Annotated in this window: 18 protein-coding genes; 7 read left to right on the top strand and 11 right to left on the bottom strand. The window is 49.4% G+C overall.

The genetic code is table 11. The features are described from left to right. Positions 1-48: 48 nt before the first annotated feature. The 6 genes from B5X72_RS05725 to B5X72_RS05705 form a co-directional block, all read right to left on the bottom strand. Positions 49-1335, bottom strand: a complete 1287-nt coding sequence (locus B5X72_RS05725) for an efflux RND transporter periplasmic adaptor subunit (RefSeq protein WP_079715852.1) — start codon at positions 1333-1335, stop codon at positions 49-51. A 7-nt stretch (positions 1336-1342) separates the two neighbouring features. Next, a complete protein-coding gene (locus tag B5X72_RS05720) occupies positions 1343-5728 on the bottom strand; it encodes a CusA/CzcA family heavy metal efflux RND transporter (RefSeq protein WP_079716038.1) in 4386 nt (1461 codons plus the stop codon). Positions 5729-5841: 113 nt separating this feature from the next. Next, a complete protein-coding gene (locus tag B5X72_RS20505) occupies positions 5842-6168 on the bottom strand; it encodes a hypothetical protein (RefSeq protein WP_139378550.1) in 327 nt (108 codons plus the stop codon). A gap of 50 nt (positions 6169-6218) precedes the next feature. Then, complete coding sequence (locus B5X72_RS05715; RefSeq protein WP_079715851.1) at positions 6219-6962, bottom strand: RluA family pseudouridine synthase; 744 nt, start codon at positions 6960-6962, stop codon at positions 6219-6221. A 374-nt stretch (positions 6963-7336) separates the two neighbouring features. Continuing rightward, positions 7337-8182 (bottom strand): 3-hydroxybutyryl-CoA dehydrogenase, encoded by an 846-nt coding sequence (locus B5X72_RS05710; RefSeq protein WP_079716037.1) that lies wholly within the window; start codon positions 8180-8182, stop codon positions 7337-7339. Positions 8183-8344: 162 nt separating this feature from the next. Then, a complete protein-coding gene (locus B5X72_RS05705; protein ID WP_139378549.1) occupies positions 8345-8833 on the bottom strand; it encodes a periplasmic heavy metal sensor in 489 nt (162 codons plus the stop codon). Between the two features lie 167 nt (positions 8834-9000). On the opposite strand from B5X72_RS05705, the gene B5X72_RS05700 reads away from it, so the two are divergent. Both B5X72_RS05700 and B5X72_RS05695 read left to right on the top strand, forming a co-directional pair. After that, positions 9001-9936: an ABC transporter ATP-binding protein gene (locus B5X72_RS05700; protein WP_079716036.1), complete on the top strand. Its 936-nt coding sequence runs from the start codon at positions 9001-9003 to the stop codon at positions 9934-9936. Further along, positions 9933-11258, top strand: coding sequence for an ABC transporter permease (locus tag B5X72_RS05695; RefSeq protein WP_079715849.1), 1326 nt, complete (start codon positions 9933-9935; stop codon positions 11256-11258). Before B5X72_RS05700 ends, B5X72_RS05695 begins: the two co-directional genes overlap by 4 nt. 71 nt (positions 11259-11329) lie before the next feature. Here the strand turns inward: B5X72_RS05695 and B5X72_RS05690 are convergent, their stop codons facing one another. Together B5X72_RS05690 and B5X72_RS05685 are read right to left on the bottom strand one after the other, a co-directional pair. Then, on the bottom strand, positions 11330-12046 hold the full coding sequence (locus tag B5X72_RS05690) for a type 1 glutamine amidotransferase domain-containing protein (RefSeq protein WP_233632587.1): 717 nt from the start codon (positions 12044-12046) through the stop codon (positions 11330-11332). A 173-nt stretch (positions 12047-12219) separates the two neighbouring features. Further along, positions 12220-14058, bottom strand: coding sequence for a UbiD family decarboxylase (locus B5X72_RS05685; RefSeq protein ID WP_079715848.1), 1839 nt, complete (start codon positions 14056-14058; stop codon positions 12220-12222). Between the two features lie 101 nt (positions 14059-14159). Between B5X72_RS05685 and smc the strand changes: the two genes are divergently transcribed. Next, complete coding sequence (gene smc, locus B5X72_RS05680) at positions 14160-17726, top strand: chromosome segregation protein SMC (protein ID WP_079715847.1); 3567 nt, start codon at positions 14160-14162, stop codon at positions 17724-17726. 3 nt (positions 17727-17729) lie between these two features. Here smc and B5X72_RS05675 read toward each other — a convergent pair whose 3' ends face one another. Further along, positions 17730-18176, bottom strand: coding sequence for a hypothetical protein (locus B5X72_RS05675; protein WP_079715846.1), 447 nt, complete (start codon positions 18174-18176; stop codon positions 17730-17732). A 220-nt stretch (positions 18177-18396) separates the two neighbouring features. Between B5X72_RS05675 and B5X72_RS05670 the strand changes: the two genes are divergently transcribed. Then, positions 18397-18519, top strand: a complete 123-nt coding sequence (locus B5X72_RS05670) for a 30S ribosomal protein THX (RefSeq protein WP_079715845.1) — start codon at positions 18397-18399, stop codon at positions 18517-18519. On the opposite strand, the gene rlmB is transcribed toward B5X72_RS05670, so the two are convergent. Next, positions 18516-19295, bottom strand: coding sequence for a 23S rRNA (guanosine(2251)-2'-O)-methyltransferase RlmB (rlmB, locus tag B5X72_RS05665; RefSeq protein WP_079715844.1), 780 nt, complete (start codon positions 19293-19295; stop codon positions 18516-18518). The two genes, B5X72_RS05670 and rlmB, sit on opposite strands and share 4 nt — an antisense overlap. 51 nt (positions 19296-19346) lie before the next feature. Then, positions 19347-20591, bottom strand: coding sequence for an ornithine--oxo-acid transaminase (gene rocD / locus B5X72_RS05660; RefSeq protein WP_079715843.1), 1245 nt, complete (start codon positions 20589-20591; stop codon positions 19347-19349). An 88-nt stretch (positions 20592-20679) separates the two neighbouring features. On the opposite strand from rocD, the gene B5X72_RS05655 reads away from it, so the two are divergent. The 3 genes from B5X72_RS05655 to B5X72_RS05645 are packed head-to-tail and all read left to right on the top strand — an operon-like array spanning position 20680 to position 23279. Next, positions 20680-21078 (top strand): DoxX family protein, encoded by a 399-nt coding sequence (locus tag B5X72_RS05655; RefSeq protein WP_139378548.1) that lies wholly within the window; start codon positions 20680-20682, stop codon positions 21076-21078. Then, a complete protein-coding gene (locus B5X72_RS05650; RefSeq protein ID WP_245826841.1) occupies positions 21030-22244 on the top strand; it encodes an MFS transporter in 1215 nt (404 codons plus the stop codon). Before B5X72_RS05655 ends, B5X72_RS05650 begins: the two co-directional genes overlap by 49 nt. 18 nt (positions 22245-22262) lie before the next feature. Further along, entirely contained in the window at positions 22263-23279 is a 1017-nt protein-coding gene (locus B5X72_RS05645) for an alpha/beta fold hydrolase (RefSeq protein ID WP_304612944.1), read from the top strand. Positions 23280-23351 lie beyond the last annotated feature (72 nt).

The raw sequence follows: 23351 nt of genomic DNA, 5'->3' as shown, positions 1-23351 counted from the left end.
CGCCGATGGACGTATACAGACGAGGTTGGCCGGTTGGCCGGGCCTGTGCTAATGCGAGTGCCCTGCCGTACCGGTTAATACTGCGTTTACAAAAAATGCGCCTTTTGTTACGATTTGTGCTTGGTCTGGAATCGGATTAACCAGAGTAACCGCTGTATAGCCCATTTCCGATATCCCTTTTACAACTTCTACTTTTTCGAAACTCATCCAATCTTCGGCATGATACGAGGGTTCCTCACCGTGGTCGTGCCCGATGTGGCCATGAGAATGACTGTGGTCATGCGCTTGTCCATCGACCACCACGAAGATATAGGCCTTCCCTTCTGCATCTACAATCGCATCATCGGGTAAGGCTGTGGACGATATCTCGGCGAGACTGATTGCAGCCGTGATGTTCATTCCGTCTATAAGGCCGGCTTTATCGCCATCTACTGCACAGTGCACAGGCACGGTTTTGCTTTCGTCTTCAAATGAAGCGCCGACACCAAATATGCGAGCATCGTAGGTCTTACTTGGGTTGTTGGTCAACCTAAAATGTACCCGCTGTCCGACACGCAAAAAGGGAAGATCCTTTTCAAAAACATGTAAATCCAGGTGAAGCTGATTGTTTTGCACAACTTCGGCCACCGGAGACGATGCATCCACATAGCTACCCAGCTGCGCGTATACCTGGCTGACAATGCCGCTCACCGGGCTAGTGACGGCCAATTCCGTTTGGAGGTTGTTGTACGTCACGGCGTCGGGGTCGATTCCCATCAGCCGGAGCTGTTGAAAAAGTGACGCCCTTCGTGTGCGTTGTACATTGAGCTCCGCATCAGCCTGCTGAAGGTTTTTCAGTGCGCCCACATTGCCTGTATTCAGTGCGCGTTGCCGCTCCTGTTCCTGCTCGGCAAATGCGATCTTACTGCTGATGGCGAGATATTCTTCCTGGAGTTGCACAAACTGTGGATGCACAATGGTCGCAATGACCGCACCTTGTTTTACGGAAGTGCCCACATCTACACGCAAGGTCTTGATCACCCCGCCATATAAAGCGGTAATACTTGCCTTGTTGCTGTTGGGTACTTTCAAACGACCATTGGCCTTGATGATAGCGGCCAGTTCCATTTGTTCAAACGTTCCCAACGTCAGGTCGATAGACTGCCTCTGTGCCTTGGTAAGCCGAGCGATTGTCCCACCCTGCCCCGCTCCGCCGTGGTGGCTATGTGTAGCCCCATGCTCGTGTGCATCCCTTGTCCCGTGGCTGTCGCAGGCGCTAAGCAAAACGGCCATAAGCATGATAAGCCACCAGTCTACCTGTTTGCGACTGTTGAATACAAAATCGGTGTTATTCATTTTATAGCTAATTGTTTAGTAAAAAATTGATATCGATAACTGCCTGATTGAGCGATTGGATAACTTCAAGACAATCCAGTTCTACATCGGTAGAGGTCTGCAACGCATACAGATACTCTACATAAGTGATTTCACCGGTTTGGTAACCCAATTGTGCCGCTTGGATAATACGTTCTGCATTAGGCAAAGCCTTTTTGACGAAATACTGGTAGCGTCTCCAACGAAGCTCGTATTGCTCATAAGCATTCAGCAGCCGCGCTTCCATCATGCGTACAGCTTGCTGGCTCACCGCTTCGGCTGCTTGTTGCTGGTATTCCATTGCGCGTATGCGGCCTTTGGTCGCTCCTAATGTAAGCGGGATGGCAATACCGACGTTGACAAAACCGAACCGTTTATCGCGTCCGAAATATTGCTCGCGGCCATTCATCAAATAGGTACCAACAAGGGATTGGTTCGTATATCCTACTGTCACGTCAGGTAGTGTCTGGGCGGTTTCAACTCTTTTGCGCTGTTCGGTAATAAAAGCACGTTGCTGAAGTTCGCGGATGATCGGATGGCGGATGACAGCTGCATTGTCAACAAGCGTAGTCAGCTCCACGGGTTCATAGGTAGCCCCAGGAGCTATTGATAGCATGCCATCCATATTTAATAACGCGCTAAAATCTCGATACGCATTACGCAGTTGTGTCCCGTTTTCCTCCAACAGCAGTTTGATTTCGCCTCGTTTCGTGTCAGCCATACTCATTTCCAGCTGGCTCGCCTCTCCCGTTTGGTAGCGCAGGAAAGCAGCTCTGGAAGCATCGGCATACAGGCTATCAAGGTAGGTCAATTTGTCCTGCCGGTGCAGAAGGTACTGAATGTAGTAAAACGATGTCCGCACTTGATTTTTGAGTGTATTGACGGTAATCTCCCGGTTAATCCGGCTCGCTTCCGCTTCAGCTTGATATAGTTTGCGCCGGGCACCAAACACCGTCGGAAAGGGTATGGCCTGGGACAATTGAAAGGCATTGTCACGCGCCAAACTGTTGAAGCTTCCCGATTGCACGCCGACTTCTGCTTTGGGTAGCTCCGCCGTGGCCACAAGCATGCTTTCCGAGGCCTTAGCATGCAATTCAGCTGCCAGGACATCCTGGTTATTGGCGAGAGCCATCGATATGGCCTGTTCAATGGTAATCCCGTTGGTGCAGTCGGTAAGCTGTGCGCGGGAGGCCTGTGGTATTCCAGCCAACAACGTCAGGAAAACAACAAGCGGCGTTCTTTTTGCAGTACCTGCTACACCGGATCGTCGACGTTTGCCACCATCGAACACCACGTAAAGCAACGGCAAAATAAACAACGTCAGAAAGGTTGCGGTCAATAGCCCGCCAATTACCACCGTTGCCAAAGGGCGTTGCACTTCTGCGCCAGCCGTATTGCTCAATGCCATAGGCAGGAAGCCCAAGCTGGCCACGGCGGCGGTCATCAGCACCGGCCGTAACCGGATCTTCGTTCCCTCCAACACTCGCGCAACTACGTCAGTCCACCCTTCCTTTTCAAGTTGGTTGAATGTGCCGATCAATACAATTCCATTCAATACCACGACGCCGAAGAGTGCGATAAAACCGATCCCCGCCGAGATGCTGAACGGCATGCCCCGCAACAGCAATGCGCATACGCCACCGATTGCACTCATCGGGATAGCCGTAAAGATCAATGCTGCGTGTCTGAACGTGTTGAACGTAAAAAAAAGCAGCATGAAAATCAACGCCAGCGATATAGGGACCACCACCATCAGGCGGTTTGAGGCCTTTTGTAGGTTCTCGAACATTCCTCCATAGGTATAATAGTATCCCGCGGGTAGTTGGACCTGTTGCTGGAGTTTTGCCTGTATTTCGGCTACTGCGCTAGCTACATCACGGCCGTCCAGATTGAATCCAATAACGATGCGCCTTTTTCCATCTTCGCGGCTTATCTGTGCCGGGCCAATCTTAAATGACACCTGTGCCAGTTGGGACAACGGCACCTGTTCTCCGGTCGGCAAAGGTACCCATAAGTTGGCGACATCCGCTATCGAACTCCGATATACACTGTCTAGCCGGACAACAAGCTCGAACCGCCGTTCATTTTCAAACACCAATCCAGCGGCCTTTCCGGCAAATGCCGTACTCAATATGTCATTCAGTGCCGAAACTGACAATCCGTAGTTAGCGATCCGCGCACGATCGTATACGACGTTGATCTGCGGTAGACCGGCTATCCGTTCTACCTGTGGTGCAGTGATACCTTCCACGCCTTGTATGATTCGGCTCACTTGGTTTGCGTAGACCAATAGCGAATCCAGGTTTTCCCCGAAGATCTTCACAGCTACATCCTGTCGGATACCCGTCATCAGCTCATTAAAACGCATTTGAATCGGTTGGTTTGACTCGAAGAAAACGCCTGGGATTACGGTCAGTTTTTCCATGATTTCATCGGCAAGTTGCTTATATGTTTTACGTACCGGCCACTCATCTTTGGGGTTAAGGATAATCATCAGGTCTGTAGCTTCGGGAGGCATTGGGTCAGTTGGCACCTCGGCAGCACCGGTTTTGCCGACGACCATTTTGACCTCGTCGAATTGTTTGATGATACGCGATGCCAGCATGGAGGTTTCGACACTTTGGCTCAAGGACGTACCCTGCGGCAGGATACAATGGAACGCAAAATCGCCTTCTTCCAATTGTGGGATAAACTCTCCGCCCATTCTTGAAAAGACGATGAGGGATACAGCAAAAATCACCGCGGTAGTACCAATAAGCACGTATTTTATGCGCATTGCACCTTCCAGCAGCGGCCTGTAAACCTGTTGCAGGCGAGCCATCATCCGGTCTGAAAACGAAGTCTTTGCGGTCTTTGCCTTTGGAAGGAACAAGGCACACATCACGGGGATGTAAGTAAGCGACAATATCAATGCCCCTAATATGGCAAAGCCCACGGTCATGGCCATGGGGCGGAACATTTTGCCCTCGATACCTACCAGTGTGAGGATCGGAATATAGACAATAAGGATGATGATTTCGCCGAATGCCGCGCTCGTGCGTATTTTTGAAGCCGACCGGTACACTTCCTCATCCATTTCACGTTGGGTAAGGCGTTCGGTAGATTTTCGTATTCCCAAGTGGTGCAGGGCGGCCTCTACGACAATCACTGCGCCATCAACGATGAGTCCAAAATCAATCGCACCCAGGCTCATCAGGTTTGCGCTTACGCCAAAGACATTCATCATGCCCAGCGCGAAAAGCATTGCAAGGGGGATGGAAGAAGCGACAATGAGTCCCGCCCGAAGGTTCCCCAGAAAAACCACCAATACAAAAATGACGATTAGCGCCCCTTCAACAAGGTTCTTTTCCACTGTACCCATGGCTCGACCCACCAGTTCGGTGCGGTCAAGGTAGGGCTCTATGACCACATCGTCCGGCAGCGATTGCTGTATCGTGGGTATCTTGGCTTTCACACGCTGGACAACTTCATTGCTGTTGTGTCCCTTAAGCATCATCACCACGCCTCCTACCGCATCCACCTCGCCGTTGTATGTGAGCGCCCCGTACCGTATAGCACTTCCGTACCGCACTTCGGCAACATCCCTGATGAGTATCGGAACGCTGTTGGAGCGGCTTTTCACAACGATATTGCCGATATCTTCCAGTGAGTTGACCAGCCCGATCCCTCGGATGAAATACGCGTTTGGCTTTTTATCAATATACGCCCCGCCCGTATTTTGATTATTGACTTCCAGGGCGTCAAATATATCCGGGATACCGATATCCATGGATTTGAGCTTATCTGGATTGACCGAAACCTCGTATTGCTTGAGTTGACCGCCGAAGCTGTTGATCTCAGCAACGCCGGGCGTTCCCCGCAACTGACGGGCGACAATCCAATCCTGCATGGTACGCAGGTCCATGGCCGAATAATTGGCTTCGCTTCCTGCCTTTGGGCGCAAGATGTATTGATATACTTCGCCCAGGCCGGTGCTTACTGGTGCCAATTCAGGTGTACCGATACCAATCGGTATCTGTTCAACGGCCTCCTGTAGCCGTTCGTGGATAAGCTGTCGGGCGAAATAAATATCGGTATTTTCGTAGAACACAGCCGTGACAACCGACAAACCAAACCGCGAAATACTCCTTATCTCGTCCAGGTTGGGTACATTTGCAATGCTTTGTTCAATCGGAAAGGTGACCAATTGTTCCACCTCTTGCCCCGCCAGTGTTGGACAGATGGTAATAATCTGTACCTGATTGTCAGTGATATCGGGTACGGCATCAATGGGCAGTCTGCTAGCACTCCATATTCCCCAAATGATGAGGGATAGGGTCAGCAAGCCAATAATAATCTTGTTTTTTATACTAAATTTTATGACAGCATCTAACATTGCTTGACCGATTAATTTATAAGTAATCAACTTCGGATCGCCGATACCGCCGCGTACAGCCATAGGCATGCCAACGCCAATCTACAGCGATTAAATAGAAATGTAAAGTAAGATTAAACGGTAGCCTGCGGGGGTTGCCAGATTTTGCTCAAAAACCAGTTAGGGATGAGGCCGATATCGTAAAGAATTGCGCGGTCACTCGTGAAAGGGAAATAAATGGGATCTTTTATCGGACCAATCCCCATACGGAGCCCCCATACTGCACCACAGCAGTTGCCTACACAGAATGGGCTGCATGAGTCGTGGGAATGAGCGTCCGAATGGCCGGAAGCCGCATGTGTCAATGGACCGTCAAACCCTAATGCCGAGATATCATCACGACAAGGAATCAACGACAATACGCCGATGTACATCAGCAATATGACACGAAGTAACTTCACGGAGCCAAACTTAGTAAAATTGTATGGATATCCAATACGACGGGGTGCATTCAGTCATCGTATTTTTCCAACTGTCGGAGCAGCGTAGCAAAATCTTTCGGGTATGGGGCTTCGAAACGATAGGCTTGGTCGCCAACGGTCAATTGCAACTCACGGGCATGGAGCGCAAACCGCTTCATAATCGGAAGTTCTTCCTGTCCTTTACCCAAGGTAAACCCCCGTTTCTTGATTTGCGAAAGAAAAACGGGTTTACCGCGATAGAGGGTGTCACCCACTATAGCAGCGTGCTGTGTAGCCAAATGTACACGGATTTGGTGCATGCGGCCCGTTATGGGACGGCATTCTACCAATGTATAGTGTTTAAAATAGCGTAGCGATCTGAAATACGTTTCGGCACGTTTACCGTTGGCACGGTCAATAGTTACGTTCTTGTTACCTAAGTTCAGAATGGGCAAATCTACCAATAGGTCTTCAAACACATGCGTACCTTCAATGATGGCATGGTATATCTTAGACACCCGGCGGCGCTCAAATTCGATAGCAATCAAACGGTATGTTTCTGGATTTTTAGCAATCAGCAAGAGTCCCGAAGTCTCCTTATCCAACCGGTGACATATCTGGGCATCCGGATGGTATTTTTTTGCCAGGCGTAGCACACTAGCTTCTCCCCCTTCGCGTTCATCGAGTGATGCTAGAAACGGTGGTTTATTGATGACAATAAGGTTGTCATCTTCGTGGATAATCAAATCGGCAAACTGCAAGAATTTGGGCGTGCGCCCATCCAGGGTTTTCATGTTACAAAGGTACGCATTTCCTTGCGAGACGCAAAAACATCCAGGACTCGGCGGGTCAACCGCACGATCTCCTGTTGAGGGCTTAACTTAGGCAGGTGTCCCCCTACTCATAACGTAAGTCAGCCTTACCCCAAATTTACATAAAACGGTATATTCTTATGAATATAAGTTGTTTTTTCTTTTTAGTTTATTCGGTTAATAACCGAGCAAACTCCGAACATGATCCGAACAAATGCCGAATAAAATCCGAGTAAAAGGTAAAGTAAGTGTAAGGAAGTAGTACGAAAGAAGTACCTTAGGGTGCCATAGAACACCAGCATTTGTTGAATGCGATTGTCTTAGGGACTTTGGCGTTTTTCAGCCCGAAGGCTCCATCAATATCGGTAAAACCCCTGTCCGCTTTTACGGCCCAGCTTACCCGCGGCCACCATATTGACCAGCAGCGGACATGGTGCGTATTTGGGATTCCCGAAGCCGCTGTGGAGTACCCGCAGTATGGACAAACACACATCAAGTCCAATAAAATCAGCCAATTGCAGAGGCCCCATCGGGTGGGCCATGCCCAGTTTCATGACGGTATCAATCGCCTCGGCATCCGCTACACCCTCGTATAAGGCATAGATCGCTTCGTTAATCATGGGCATTAAAATGCGGTTAGCCACGAAGCCCGGATAGTCATTTGATTCCACGGGGACTTTATCCAACTGTTTTGAAAGGGCAATAATTGTGGTTATTGTATCCACTGATGTGGCATAGCCTTTTATCACTTCAACAAGCTTCATGACCGGCACGGGGTTCATAAAGTGCATTCCGATAACCTTGTCCGGCCTCGAAGTGGCTGACGCAATTTTGGTTATCGATATTGACGAAGTATTGCTGGCTAAGATCGTGTGGGCTGGACATAAACGATCCAGTTCGGCAAATAGGCCCAGCTTTACCGCCTCATTTTCGGTGGCCGCTTCCACGACGAAGTCCGCCGCCTTGACGCCGTCGGCTACACTCGAATATGTAGCGATGCGTCCAAGTGTGTGCAGTTTGTCACTATCGGTAATCGTTCCTTTTTTGATTTGACGATCAAGGTTGTCCGCAATCGTGAGCAGCGCTTTTGATAATGCATCCGGGTTGATGTCAACAAGGGAAACGTCAAAACCGAATTGAGCAAATGTATGGGCGATTCCATTTCCCATGGTGCCCGAACCAATGATACTGATATGCCGCATAATGGAATTGTATTGGTATGGCACAAACATAACAAACCTGCATGAGTTCCCATATCCGATACAGCATAAAACTCGTGCGAGATGCAAAAAAAACGCCCATCCACCAAAGGCGGAATGGGCGTTCATCATCAAACTTAACCAAAAAAATATAGAACAATTAAACTACTTTACATTCGGGGTTACTTCTGACAGGGTGACCTGTGTGGTATCCGCCTTGGCGCCTCCCCTTTTATGGAAGTGTCTATCTCCTTTTCTAAACCGGTCGCCCCTAAATTTTCCTTCGTTGCGCCCTTTCCTCGCGGCTTTCATTTTTTCAGCGCGTTCCGCTTGTTGCTGTTTCAGCATTTCGCGCTGTTCTTCCGTCAGGATATCATTCAGCCGTTCCTGATCAGCTTTCATTTCCGAACGCAGTTCGGCCATCTTAGCTGCCCGTTCTTCGCGCGTAGCTTTCAATTTTTCCGCTTTTTCGAGATTCAGCGCATAAACTTCTTTTTGTTGTTCGTCGCTGAGCCCCAGATTTTCCGCCAGCCGGTCCGTCCGCATTTTGGCGATTTCTTCCGCGCTCCGCGGGTGCTCTGGCCGTGGCTGTTGAGCGACGGTTCCATAGGTCATTCCAGAAACTAAAAGCGTAATCAATAGTGCAATTTTCATGATAATCTCCTTTCGTTATTGTTGCTATCTGTTACTTGCTGCGTTTAATCATAAGAGGAGATTTAACCGGAAAAGTTTAACCCCGTCCTTTGTTAAAAAATGTTAAAACATGTAATGTAACAATATCGGAACTGCGGCGTCTCAACCGCATGAACCAATACACACATATGCTTGAAGTCAAAAACATCGTGAAGCAATACGCCAACCATCGAGCATTGGATGATGTTTCCACGCGTGTAGCAAAAGGCAGCATTTTTGGGCTGTTAGGCCCTAATGGAGCGGGGAAAACCTCACTGATTCGCATTATCAACCAAATCACTGCTCCCGACAGCGGCGAGGTGTATTTCGATGGCGAGCGGCTTAATCCCAACCATATCAGCCGTATCGGTTATTTGCCCGAAGAACGCGGCCTGTACAAAAAAATGGAAATCGGCGAACAAATGCTCTACCTTGCCCAACTCAAGGGACTTTCACGAAAAGAGGCAGTCGATCGCATCAAGCACTGGTTTGAAAAAATGGAGATGCAGAGCTGGTGGAATAAAAAAGTGGAAGATCTCAGCAAGGGAATGCAGCAAAAGGTTCAGTTTGTGGCCACGGTCATTCATCGACCCGATTTGATTATACTGGACGAACCGTTTACCGGCTTTGACCCCGTCAATGCAAATATCATCAAAGAAGAAATATTAGCGCTGAATCGCAGCGGTGCTACTATCATCTTTTCCACTCACCGCATGGAATCTGTCGAAGAGCTCTGCGATAGTATCGTGTTGATAAATAAATCCAAGAAAATATTGGATGGCAAAGTAAAAGAAATCAGAAATACCTATCGGACCAACACTTATCGCGTAGAACACCTTGCCCATGACGAGCCCATACCGGCGGTAGAAGGTTTGTTTTCCATTGAAAATTCGGTACACGCCGGTGAAAACACCATACTAACCATCAAGGTGGCGGCAGGGAAAACGATCAATGACGTATTGACCTATTTAATCCCGCTGGTTCAAATCCAAGAACTTAAAGAGGTAATTCCCAGCATCCATGATATTTTTGTGCAACAGGTAACCGCACAAACTTCAAATACATTAATCGCGACATCCGAATGAACAAGATATTACTCATCATCAAGCGCGAATACCTTAGCCGGGTAAAGAAAAAGTCATTTTTACTGGTGACGTTCCTTGTGCCCTTGTTCCTGATAGGGATTTATGCGCTCACCATTTACCTTACCGCAAAGAGCTTCGAAGGTAATCAAGCAACCATATATGTCATTGATCAGAGCAGTCTTATTGAAGGAAAGCTGTCCAACACCAAAAACATCACGTTTATGGATGTGTCGGATGACATCGTTGCCGAAAAAGCACGGATTCTGAGCGAAAAAGAGAAAACACTCCTCCTCATCATTCCGCCTGATGTAGCGACGTCATCCAACGTCGAGCTGTATGCCAAGGAAACGGCCAGTTTTGGCATACAGAACGAAGTAAGCCGCCAGCTGGAACAGGTATTGCGTGACATCGCGTTTGCCAATGCAGGGATTGATCGGGCAACCGTAGAGCGTATCAGTCCAAACGTAACCCTTTCCGCTAAGGAGATTTCCGCCGATGGGGAGAAGGATAGCAGTGCTGGGGCCGCGATGGGAATTGCAATTTCGCTTTCTATCCTGGTTTATATTTGCCTGTTTCTTTACGGCGCACAGGTGATGCGGGGTATTATCGAAGAAAAAAACAGTCGCATTGTGGAAGTCATCATCTCCTCGGTCAAGCCTTTTCAATTGATGATGGGCAAAATCATCGGCATCGGGTTGGTAGGGCTTACCCAGTTTATTCTCTGGATTGTCCTTTCTACTACGTTAATGGGCGTAGCAAGTGCCGGAATCATGGACGGGCGGGATATCAAGGCACAAATCGAAAATCAGCAGCGTGTCTCGGGCGACGGGGTCACGCCAGCAACCAAATCTCAAGGCGGTTTATTCAGCAAAGCCACGCATGAATTGAGTAAAGTTGATTTTCAAACCATCGTCATTACCTTTTTGCTTTATTTCTTTGGGGGATATCTGCTTTACAGCGCTTTGTTTGCAGCTGTCGGTTCTGCGGTAGACAGCGAAACAGAAACCCAGCAGTTCATGTTTCCGATAACCATCCCGCTATTATTCACGTATATCCTGTCGTTCGGCATTTTGGTCAACGATCCCCACGGGCCGCTGGCCTTCTGGCTAAGCATGATCCCATTCACCTCCCCGATTGCGATGCTGGTGCGTATACCCTTCGGTGTACCCGTTTGGCAGATCGGCTTGTCGCTGGCCCTGTTGGTTGGCGGGTTCGTCCTTACCACGTGGGTTGCTGGCCGTATATACCGAGTAGGTATTTTGATGTATGGCAAGAAAGCAAGTTACAAAGAACTGGCAAAATGGTTCCGGTATAAAGGTTAGTTTTTAGATTTAAGTAGTTGGTATGATGGCAAGTCCGGTCCCGCGCAGTAGTGGGACCGGATTTTGTCCTTTCAGGGCAGCGGGTCGACCACCCCGAGTTCACCTTTTGCGCCGAGTAGCTGAATGACTGCCCGGGCAGTGGGGCCGGCAGACAGTGGGTTTTGGCCGGTTACCAACATACCATCGGTCTCTACATGCTTGGTAAATGGAACCAGCGCAGCGTGGAAATCGGCACCAAGTTCTTTCAACGCCGATTCAAGGTTATACGGGATGTTGCCCGTGCGGGCGCTCAGCGTCTCTTCCATGTTGGTAAATGCTGTGACCCGCTTACCCCGCAACAGCCCAGGTTGCAATGCCGCCGCCTTGATGAGTGCGGCCGGTCCATGGCATACTGCACCGACGGGTTTGCCAGCTGCCATGAAATCCAGAATTAGCTGCCCACTGGTGGCATTCCTTGCCAAATCCCAAAGCGGCCCGTGTCCGCCTGGATAAAACAGCGCGTCGAAATTTACAGCCGTTAATGTATCCAGCGTCAACGTGTTACTAAACAGACGCTGCGCATCCGGGTCGTCATGAAACCGCCGGTTGGAAGCGGTGATATGCTCCGCCAATTTACTCATAGGATCCACGGGAGGCTCGCCACCCACCGGGCTTGCTAATACCACCGCGAAGCCATTGTCTATAAACTCGTAGTACGGCTCTGTAAACTCGCCGAGCCATACGCCCGTTTTACTATCCGTATTTTCCATATCCTGGTGGGAAGTGAGCACCATCAGCACTTTTCTCATAACGATACTGGTTTTTGTAAAACATCTGTGACTTACTTGCTATAGGGGTTAACAGGTTGACGACGGGATTGTTCTACCCAGGCTATTGGTTGTTTGTCGACCGGCAAAATCAGCGCGGGCAACAACTTACCCTAAATATGGGTATCAACGATGGCGGCTTTAGCTTGTTTACTTTATATCACGCCATGAAGCGGTCCACCCTTCGCTCCCATCGCATCCACACGTTTCTCTACTTGGGGATCTTTGATGAGCTCGGGGGCGTGATGGGGCTTTTTGCGTGCGTCAATAATTACCGGTCCATGGCATCCCCAATGCTTGTGCCTGGTGAAACTCCCCACGCCATGGATATCATGCGAAGGGTTGCTGCGGGTGAATGTAATCCACACCAGGTTATTGATGTTGGCAGCAGTAAATGCGGCATCATCACAAAGCACGATAAGCATGATGCCTGTAAAGTCAACTGCATGTACTGCAGCACTCCACCGCTCAATGCGGCCAGCCTCCGTGTCGTTGTCCGTGAATGGAGGGGCTTCGACGGCCAAAATGCCGGGCAGTGCGAGTTTGCAGTCCTGAAACGGCTGGGGCAATGACAGACCGGCAGGCAGTTCGGTAGCCAGTTCGCGCCTTTTGCTGCCAGCGGCGGCAAAGACTACCTTCGAACCCGCATTCAATCCGTCGCCCGAATAGTCAAGGGTGTCAATGGTTGTTTGCGTATGAAAGTGCAAATCCCGCTGGAAGTCTATACGTTCGAGCACATGTTTCAAAAAAGCTGCTACGTCATGGATATCCAATTCGGGGTTATCCTGATATGCAGTTATAAAAAGGTATTTGGCAAGGCTCAATTGGTTTTTGCCAAGCACCTGATTAGCAATGGTAAGAATTTCCTGCGGCCGATCAGTTTCCAAATAAGGTGTGTAACGCTCGCTGCCGATGGCAAACAGCAGCGGGTGCACACCGGCAGCATCCACCGCGTGGACGGCATGGAGTCCGTTGATTTCCTGCGGAATAGCGGATCCGGTGATTTCGTGTATCAATGCCCCAAAGCTGGTGTCTTCCTGTGGCGGGCGTCCAACGACAGTAAACGACCAGATGGGGTCTTTCCGGTGATATACTTTATGTATACGCATCAGCGGGAATGGGTGCACCAGACTGTAATAGCCCAGATGGTCGCCAAAAGGCCCTTCTGGCTTATTCTCCCCCGGATAAACTGTACCAGTAATAACAAAATCAGCATCTGCAGAAACACAAAAACCTTCCTCATCATAGAAATACCGGAAACGTCTATTGCCCAGCGCTCCAGCAAACGTCAGTTCCGACAACCCTTCAGGCAACGGCATTACGGCGGATAACGGGTGCGACGGCGGGCCGCCCACGAAAATGCTTACCTTGAGCGGCTGCCCCATTGCATTCGCCTTTGTTTGATGCACCCCAATGCCTCGGTGAAGTTGGTAATGAAGACCTACTTCAGCATCACGTACGTAATCGTTGCCTGCCAGTTGGATACGATACATGCCAAGATTGGCATGCATGGGGCCAGGCTTGGCTACGTCCTCGGTATAAACCTGGGGCATCGTCACAAAAGGACCGCCATCCATGGGCCAATTCACGATTTGAGGCAATTGGCTGATTTGCGTGGTGCCATAGAGGATCGGGGCACCGCTTCGCTTTTTCCACGGCAACGCCGATAAAGCGGTCGTTGCTACATGCGCGTATTTCAAGGGATTTTTGAGTGCCCGCATAGGATCGGACTTGACGTCTACCAGCACTTTGATTTTGTCAAGTGTATCTCTGAACATAAAACGCGATCGCTCCAAGGTGCCGAAGAGATTGGACACTGCCGGAAACTGGCTTCCCTTAATGTTTTCAAACAACAAGGCTGGTCCTTGAGCATCGTAGACGCGCATATGAATGGCAGCCATCTCCAGATACGGGTCGACCTCCTGTTTGATGCGAATCAGGTGGTTATGGCGTTCCAGGTCATCGATGCATGCAGCAAGGCTAGTATATCCCATGGGGCAATTGAGTTGTTTGTGGCAAAGATAGGCGATACTTGCGCTTAATCAATCCAATTTCTTAAATTCGCCCACGAATAATGAGGAGAATATCGGCATAGATGCAACTTACCAAGCTCGAAATAAAAGGCTTTAAAAGTTTCGGTGACAAAATTACCATTCATTTCAACGAAGGCGTGACGGCTATTGTAGGGCCTAATGGCTGCGGCAAATCCAATGTGGTGGATGCCATCCGTTGGGTACTCGGCGAACAGAGTACCCGTATGCTTCGTTCGGAAAAGATGGAAAACATCATCTTCAACGGCACCAAAAATCGCAAGCCTGCAAACCTTGCCGAGGTATCGCTTTCGTTTGATAACACGAAGAACATCCTACCCACGGAGTTTTCACAGGTAACTATCACCCGCAAGCTTTACCGCAATGGGGAAAGTGAATACCGGCTTAATGACGTGAAATGTCGTCTGAAAGACATCACCGATTTGTTTTTGGATACAGGTATCGGTGCCGATTCCTATTCCATCATCGAACTGAAGATGATTGATGAAATCATCAACAATAAAGAAAACTCACGCCGCAACCTTTTTGAGGAAGCTTCGGGCATCTCCAAATACAAAGTCCGCAAAAAGCAGACGCTTAATAAGCTGAAGGATACCGAAAGTGATTTAGCACGGGTCGAAGACCTGCTGTTTGAAATCGAGAAAAACCTAAAGACCCTGGAAAACCAGGCCAAAAAAGCAGAACGCTACCATCGGCTTAAAGCGCAGTACAAAACGCTAAGTATGGCATTGGCCACTCACCGCATTACGCATTTCAGTGAGTCGCTGGCACGTTTAGACGAACAAGAATTGAGCCAGCGTACCGAACAGGCCCGCGTGAGCGCGGAAATAGCCAAGCTGGAGGCACAACTCCAGCAGTTGAAACAAGAAAGCCTGGCGAAAGAGAAAAACCTTTCCACCCAGCAGAAGGCCACGCATGAATATATCGCGAAAATACGTGCATACGAAAGCGAAAAAAAAGTAAAAAACGAACAGCTTCGCAACCTGCAGGATAAGGAAAAGCGGCTTAGCGAAGAACTTGCCCAAGATAAACAACAGCTCAATCATGCGCTGTATAATATCAAACGGCTAAACGAGGAGCATGCCGTAGAACAACAGAAACTCGATACCATCACCACCGCACTTAACCGGCAACGGACCGAGGTTGACGAACTGCGCGGGCAACAGCAAACGGCTAAGAACAAGCTCAACGCCATCACACGGCAACACAACGAGCTACAAAACGAAAGCTATAAGCTCGAAAAGGAAATTGCCGTATTGCATATCCAGCGCGATGCACTCGAGCAGGAAAGCCTACGAAATGTAACGGACGCCGCATCAAAGGCGGCCGAGCTCGATCAGTTCAACGCGTTGGTTGCTGAACTCGAGGACCAAACAACTACGTTGCAGCGGGAGTACGACCTCGCCGTTCAGTCAGAAGGCGAATTGCAGCGGCAAATTACCGATACCGAGGCCGTTATCCAGTCGCTTAAGGATGCAATCATCAAGGACAACAGGCAACTTGATGCCAAACAAAACGAATATAACCTAACCAAATCCCTGGTTGACAATCTGGAAGGTTTCCCGGAGTCTATCCGATTCCTGCGTAAAAGCGCGGCTTGGAAAAAGCAATACCCGTTGTTTTCTGATATCCTCTTCTGCCAAGAAGATTACCGCATTGCGGTCGAAAATTACCTCGAACCGTACATGAATCACTACGTGGTGCAACACCACGGGGAGGCGGTGCAAGCGATACGTCTATTGAGCGATGCCGCACGTGGGCGGGCCAATTTCTTTGTGCTTGACGCCATCGACGGCCTGCGCGTGCCTGAGTCGCTGCCAGTGCCAGACAACCGTCTAATCCCGGCGCTCGATATAATCAGCGCGGACGAACGATATCTTCCATTGTGCAGGATGTTGTTGCATAACGTATTCTTGCTTCAGGCAGACGACGAAAAGGCGCTGGAAGAACCACTACCGATGGAAGCGATCGTCGTGCTTCACAAAGGCGGCAAATTTGGCAAAAACCGATTTGGCATTTCTGGCGGTTCGGTGGGCCTCTTTGAGGGAAAACGCATCGGGCGGGCTAAAAACCTCGAAAACCTGTCCAAAGAGATCAAATCATTGGGGCAGCATATCGCTGCCCAGCAAGAACGACTGGATACGGCAATACAGCAGGTTGCAAGCTTAAAAAATAGCTCGCAAAAAGCGCGGATGGAAGAACTCAGCCAGCAACTCAACCGGCTCAACAACGAGCTGGTTTCGGTAAAGACCAAGCAGGAACAATACCAAGCGTTCATCACCACCAGTCAAAACCGAAAGCATGACATCGAACAGAAAATAACAGGTATCGTCGGTGAACTCCGGGAGGCTGAACCGCGGCTGGAACGATTGAAAGCCGAAAAAATGGAGCTTGATACGACCGTGCAGGAAATGCAGTTGGCTTTCCAAGAGCTGTCCGAAATACTCACCGAGCGGTCGTCGGCCTACAATCAGGAAAATATCCGCTTTCATCAGCAGCAAAACAAGGTGTCCAGCATCAATAAGGATCTCGAATACCGCGAAAGCCTACGAGATACGTACGAAACCCGCATCGCAAAAAACGCTACCGAATACGAGCAGGTGCAGGCCGATATCAAAGGGACGCTGCAGCACGTGGATGACTCGGATGAGGATCTCATCGCCATGTATGCGCAAAAGGAAGCATTCGAAAAAGGTCTGCAGGAGGTAGAAGAAGCGTATTATGCCGCTCGCGGAAAAATAAACGAGACGGAAGACCAAATCACCCAGCTGCGCAGGCAGAAAGAGCAGGTGGACTTTTTATTCGACGAGCTGCGTGATAAAAAGACCAGTCTCAAGCTCGATCTAAATGCGCTGAAGGAACGTCTTTCGGTGGAATTTTCGATCGATATCAATGAGCTGATGGCCGCAGCCTCCGAGAAGCCGGAGACTACAAATACCGAGCCAGCAGACGATGAGGAAACCCTACGCGAGAAAACAGACAAGCTGCGCAGGCAATTGGACGACTTCGGCAGCATCAATCCGATGGCTATGGAGGCCTACCAAGAAATGAATGAGCGTTACACATTCATCGTCAAAGAAAAACAAGATCTGCTGGACGCCAAAAATTCGCTGCTGGAAACGATTCAAGAAATCGACGACACTGCACGGGAAAAATTTATGGACGCGTTTACCCGGGTTCGGGAAAATTTCATCAATGTGTTCCGCTCGTTATTTAATGAAGAAGACACCTGCGATCTCATCTTAAGTGACCCCAATAATCCACTGGAATCTGATATCGACATCATGGCCCGCCCGAAAGGTAAGCGGCCGCTGTCCATCAATCAGCTTTCCGGCGGCGAAAAAACATTGACCTCCACCGCCCTTTTGTTTTCATTGTACTTGCTTAAGCCGGCACCTTTCTGTATTTTCGATGAGGTAGACGCACCGCTTGACGATACGAATATCGACAAGTTCAATAACATCATCCGCAAGTTTTCAAACCAATCGCAGTTTATCATCGTATCGCACAACAAGCGTACAATCGCAAGCACGGATATCATTTACGGCGTGACCATGGTCGAACAGGGGGTATCGCGTGTCGTGGCTGTGGATATGCGCGAGGTCGCCTAAAAATTACTGGCGATGGGTTTCCGTCGGCCAGGACTCGGCTTTGGGTAACCATCCGGCCAGCTTGCCACGGTAAGGGCTCAGTTTGTCCCAAAACCAACGATTGGGGTCTTTGCCTGCCTCCCCGCAGTCAATCACCTCGCATGAACGACGGAAGCGATCATATAAACCAAACAACAAGATTACACGAAGTAAACCACTGTATTTCAGTAATAAAAACTCAGCCAAAAGATGCCCCACAATCTCTACCGAAAACGAGTCGTCGCTAATGGCCAACGGTTTTCCATAGTTTGTGTGATAATCTTTCCTAATCAGGCGTACTAACAACGCAATCGGCTGTTCGGATCCCGCTGTCATGGCCCGTTTAGTGGATTCGCCGTTGGTGATGCGCACAAGGCCATCCTCGAAACGCACAGGCACCACACTATTCGCAATGTGATATTCTTTTTTCATTAACGCATCATGTAATCACCACAAATAGCTGATACAAAGATAAATAAAACAAATTTTAACTGTAAGTTAACCCCTCAAACCACCCACATCATCCGCACTGACAAAATTGCAGCACGTTCTTTATTTCTCTTTCAGCCCCAATTTTATTAATTTGGTCTTCGGTTTCGAAAACTCAATTTCATATTTGTTGTATTTGTTGTAACTAATTATTCAATTCAATATGGGAAAAGGAGATAAGAAAAGCAAACGTGGAAAAATCGTCAATGGATCGTATGGCAAAAGAAGGCCAAGCAAGAAGAAGAAAAAGGCACCTGAAGCCGCTGCTTCGGAAGAAAAAGATTAGGTAGCCCGTCGCTGCCTAATCACTTCGTACAAAGCTACTCCAGCTGACACGGATACATTGAGTGAAGCAATGGTGCCAACCATGGGTATTTTCGCCAAATGGTCTACGACGCGCAGCAGATCATCGGAAATGCCATGCTCTTCTGAGCCCAGCACCAAGGCTGTCGGCACTGAATAATCAAATTGATATAAATCGCTGTCTGTCTTTTCCGTACAAGCTACCACCTGAATCCCTGATTCTTGCAGAAAGCGGACGGTTTTGGCGAGACTATCTTCCCTGCACACGTTGATTTTGTAGAGTGCACCGGCGGACGTTTTAATGGCGTCGGGATTTATTTCGGCCGACCCCTTTTTGGGTACAATAAAGGCATGTACACCCGTACATGCCGCCGTGCGCGCTATGGCGCCAAGGTTTCGTACATCAGTAATACCGTCAAGGATAATCAGCAAGGGTACCTCACCTTTCTCGTATATCATCGGTACGACGTCTTCCGTACGTTGGTAGGTGATTGGCGAGATTACCGCGATGACACCTTGGTGGTTTTTGCGTGTCATCCGGTTGAGCTTTTCGACAGGCACCTGCTGGTAGCTGATCCCCTGCTGCTTGAGCACTTGCTTCAATTCGAGGAACAGCGCCCCCCCTAACCCGCGTTGAACGAAGAGCGATTCGATTTCCTTGCCACTGTCTATGGCTTCGATGACCGCCCGTATCCCGTATATGTGCTGGTTCGTTTCCCGCTTTTCATTCCCGCTGCCGCGCCATTGCTGATATTGCATATCGTACGATTTTGGGCACGAAGTTACGCATTGTCGGGGCGAGATGCAATTTTATACTAAATCAGCCAACTTGGCGAGGCTCTTTTCAATAATAGACAAGCTATCGTCCAATTGTGTTTTATTGATGACCAAGGGCGGCGCAAAGCGAATTTTATCGCCATGTGTGGGCTTGGCCAGTAGCCCCTGGTCCTTCAACACGAGGCACAGGTGCCATGCCGCGTCGGGGTTAATGTGCTCGATAACAATGGCATTAAGAAGTCCTTTACCCCGGACTTGTTTGATGAACGGATGCTGGAGTTGTTGTATTCTCTGTCGGAAGTAAGCACCCAATTGCGCCGCGTTCTCGGCCAGTCCTTCTTCCCGGATGACTTCGAGAGCAGCTATCGCCACTTTGCAAGCCAATGGGTTACCGCCATAGGTAGAGCCATGTTCACCAGCCTTAATGCACAGCATCACGTCGTCATCAGCTAAAACAGCGGAAATAGGCAACGTGCCACCACTGAGCGCTTTACCTAAAATGAGGATGTCTGGACGGATATTTTCGTGGTCACAAGCCAAGAGCTTTCCTGTCCGTGCCAATCCCGTTTGGATTTCATCTCCTATGAACAAGACATTTGCCCGCTTACATAAATCATAAGCGGCCGCCAGGTACCCATCGTCCGGCACAAATACGCCGGCTTCGCCCTGTATGGGCTCTACCAGGAACCCTGCAACCTGGGGATCGTTCAAAGCCTCAGCCAACGCTTCCAAATCATTATAAGGGACTATTTCGTAGCCCGGCATGAACGGACCAAACCCGTCGCGTGAGGATGGATCGGTGCTGAAAGACACGACATTGAGCGTCCGGCCATGAAAATTCCCTTCGACGGCGACGATCTTAGCCTGATTGACCGGTATACCTTTCCGGTCATACCCCCAGCGCCGAGCCAGCTTTAATGCAGTTTCGACAGCCTCGACGCCGCTGTTCATGGGCAGTACTTTATCATACCCGAAATACGTGGTAATGTACTGGGCATATTCACCTAATAAATCACTGTGGAAAGCCCTTGAAGTGAGCGTTAGCTTTTGTGCCTGCTCAATTAATGCGCCGACGATCTTCGGATGGCAATGCCCTTGATTTACCGCTGAATACCCTGACAGGAAATCATAATACCGTTTGCCGTCGACATCCCATAGAAAGACGCCCTCCCCCCTTTCCAAAACGACAGGCAAAGGGTGGTAATTATGGGCGCCATATTGCAATTCCCTTTCGATAAATTGCTGCGTACGAAAGCTCGTGTTGGTAGTAACTGACATGTGCCAAAGTTACTATACTTTCCCAAAATTGTTGCATCCGTCCTTAAACAAATCCCCCTATATTTGTTCATTCACAAAAACGACTACCATGAGTCATCCCAAATTCGCTGCTTTGTTTATCCGACTACCTATCGCTATGTCATTCTTTGGCCATGGGCTCGTTCGCCTGCCGAAGCTGCAAACTTTTGCCGCAGGCATGGCAGAGCAATTTGCCGGCACCCCATTACCATATGCAGTGGTTTCGGCATTCGGCTATGTACTTGTTTTCGTGGAACTCATTACAGGCATTTGGCTCTTCACCGGCCGATGGTTCAATGAAGCGCTGATGGTAGGACTCACCGTGATGACCACCTTGATTTTCGGGAGTGCTCTCATCGAAAACTGGAACGCTGTGTCCGTACAACTTGTACACAGCATCTACTTGGCCGGGCTGTTGATTTGGCAAACGACGAACACGATGAAATCAGAAAAGGGAGCGTTCCGCTGATGACCGGATTGAGCAAACGCACACTGTGGCTGATGACGGTAGGTGCCGGTCTCGTGGTGGCCAACAATTACTACAACCAACCGCTGCTTGCCCTGATTGCGCGGGACTTCCAGGTTTCGGAGGCCCAAGCTGGCAGCGTGGCGATGGTTACCCAAATCGGTTACGCTGCTGGACTGTTTTTTTTGGTCCCACTCGCTGATATGTTTCATCGAAAGCGGCTTATACTGACCATTTTTCCATTCATCGTGCTGTCATTGTTGCTGGCTACATTCAGCTATACGCTATCGTGGTTGGTCATCGCCAGTTTTTTTATCGGCCTTACCAGCATCATCCCGCAACTTTTTGTACCACTAGCTGCTACGCTGTCCAGCCCGGCGGAGAAAAGCAAGTCCATCGGGATGGTTATGAGCGGCTTGCTTATCGGGGTCTTGGCTTCACGTGTTATCAGCGGCTTCATTGGTGCACAGCTTGGATGGCGGTACATGTTTTTCATTGGCGCTACCATCATGTTTATTTATTGGGTACTGGTCATGAAAACCTTACCAGAGGTGAAGCCATCGTTTAAGGGTAGCTATGGCTCGCTAATGCGTTCGCTCGTCCACTATTTTAGGACTGATTCCGCCTTACGGCTTGCCGCCTGGCGGGGGGCTTGCAGTTTCGCTATTTTTACCACCTTTTGGACTACACTGGTCTTCCATCTCGAAGCACCGCCGTTCTATGCAAGCAGTGACGTGGCCGGTGCGTTCGGCATCCTTGGCATAGCGGGTGCACTCGTGCCGGCATTTCTCGGCAAGATGATCGACCGGATAGACCGTAATCAGCTGGTCATCGGGTTGTCAGTACTCACCTTGATTTCTTGGTGGCTTATCGGCATCCCCGGAGCAACGGGCTATGGAGCGCTGATAATTGGTGTATTACTCATTGATGCAGCGCTGCAGGGCATCCACCTGACCAATCAAGCGATCATCTTTGCCAAACATCCCGAAGCTACCAACCGGGTAAACACGGTCTACATGACCAGCTATTTCGTGGGGGGGTCTTTGGGCACTTTTGTAGCTTCTCTGGCATGGGAACATTTTCAGTGGACGGGTGTTACCTTAGTAGGCGTGGGTTTCGCGCTGCTCATGCTGGCAGGGCACTTATTGCTATATCGCTACGCAAACTGACAAGGAATTCAATAGGCTATGCTATATACTAAAATTATGAATGGCGTGTGGGGAATAACCGCATTGGTGTTGGGCGCAATGGCCCCCGCTGCCGCACAAAATGATTCGCCCATAGGTGCCAACCTCGAAACCATCGAATATCCTTTTCCGGTGAGTTACATATCGCTGCAAATCCAGGGAGAAACACTGAAGATGGCTTATATGGATGTAGTTCCGAAAGCGCCCAACGGCGAAACCATGGTGCTGCTCCATGGCAAGAACTTCAATGGTGCGTATTGGGAACAGACCGCAGCCGACTTGGCCCAGCAAGGCTATCGGGTCGTGATGCCAGACCAAATCGGATTTGGAAAGTCTTCGAAACCAATCCGCATTCAGTATTCCTTCCAGTTGCTGGCGCTGAATACACGAAAGTTGCTGGATAACCTCCAAATCGACAAAGCTCATATCCTCGGTCACTCCATGGGCGGCATGCTGGCCACCCGGTTTGCGTTGATGTATCCTGAACGAACTCAATCGCTCATTCTGGAAAACCCAATTGGATTGGAAGACTGGAAAACTATGGTGCCCTACCAAACAGTAGATGACTGGTATAAGAGCGAACTTGAGCAGACCTATGATAAAATCAAAAGTTACCAACTTGCCTTCTACTACGGCAATCAATGGCGCCCGGAGTATGACCGCTGGGTACATATGCTTGCCGGTTGGACCAACGATGTCGATTATCCGCGCATTGCCTGGAATTCGGCATTGTTATACGACATGATTTTTACGCAGCCCGTAGTCTATGAATTCGGCGACATCAAGGTCCCAACCCTGCTCATCATCGGACAACGCGACCGTACAGCGTTGGGTAAGGCCAATGCGCCTAAAGCTGTACAGGAAACGTTGGGCAATTATCCTCTTCTGGGCAAGAAAACTGCTGAGGCTATTCCAAACGCGCGACTCGTGGAAATCGCTGATATCGGTCACTTGCCACATATTGAAGCTTACGCACGGTTCATCGAACCGTTGAAGCAGTTTCTCGCCAAGCGTTAGCGCCGCCAAGTGGACGGTCATTTCAATGTATATTTTCGATTGGCACCCATATTAGTGTTTAAACATTGATTA

This window comes from Parapedobacter luteus (assembly GCF_900168055.1).
Taxonomy (GTDB): Bacteria; Bacteroidota; Bacteroidia; order Sphingobacteriales; family Sphingobacteriaceae; genus Parapedobacter; species Parapedobacter luteus.
Note: the sequence above shows the minus strand (reverse complement) of the source record. Positions and strands in the feature narration are given on the sequence as shown.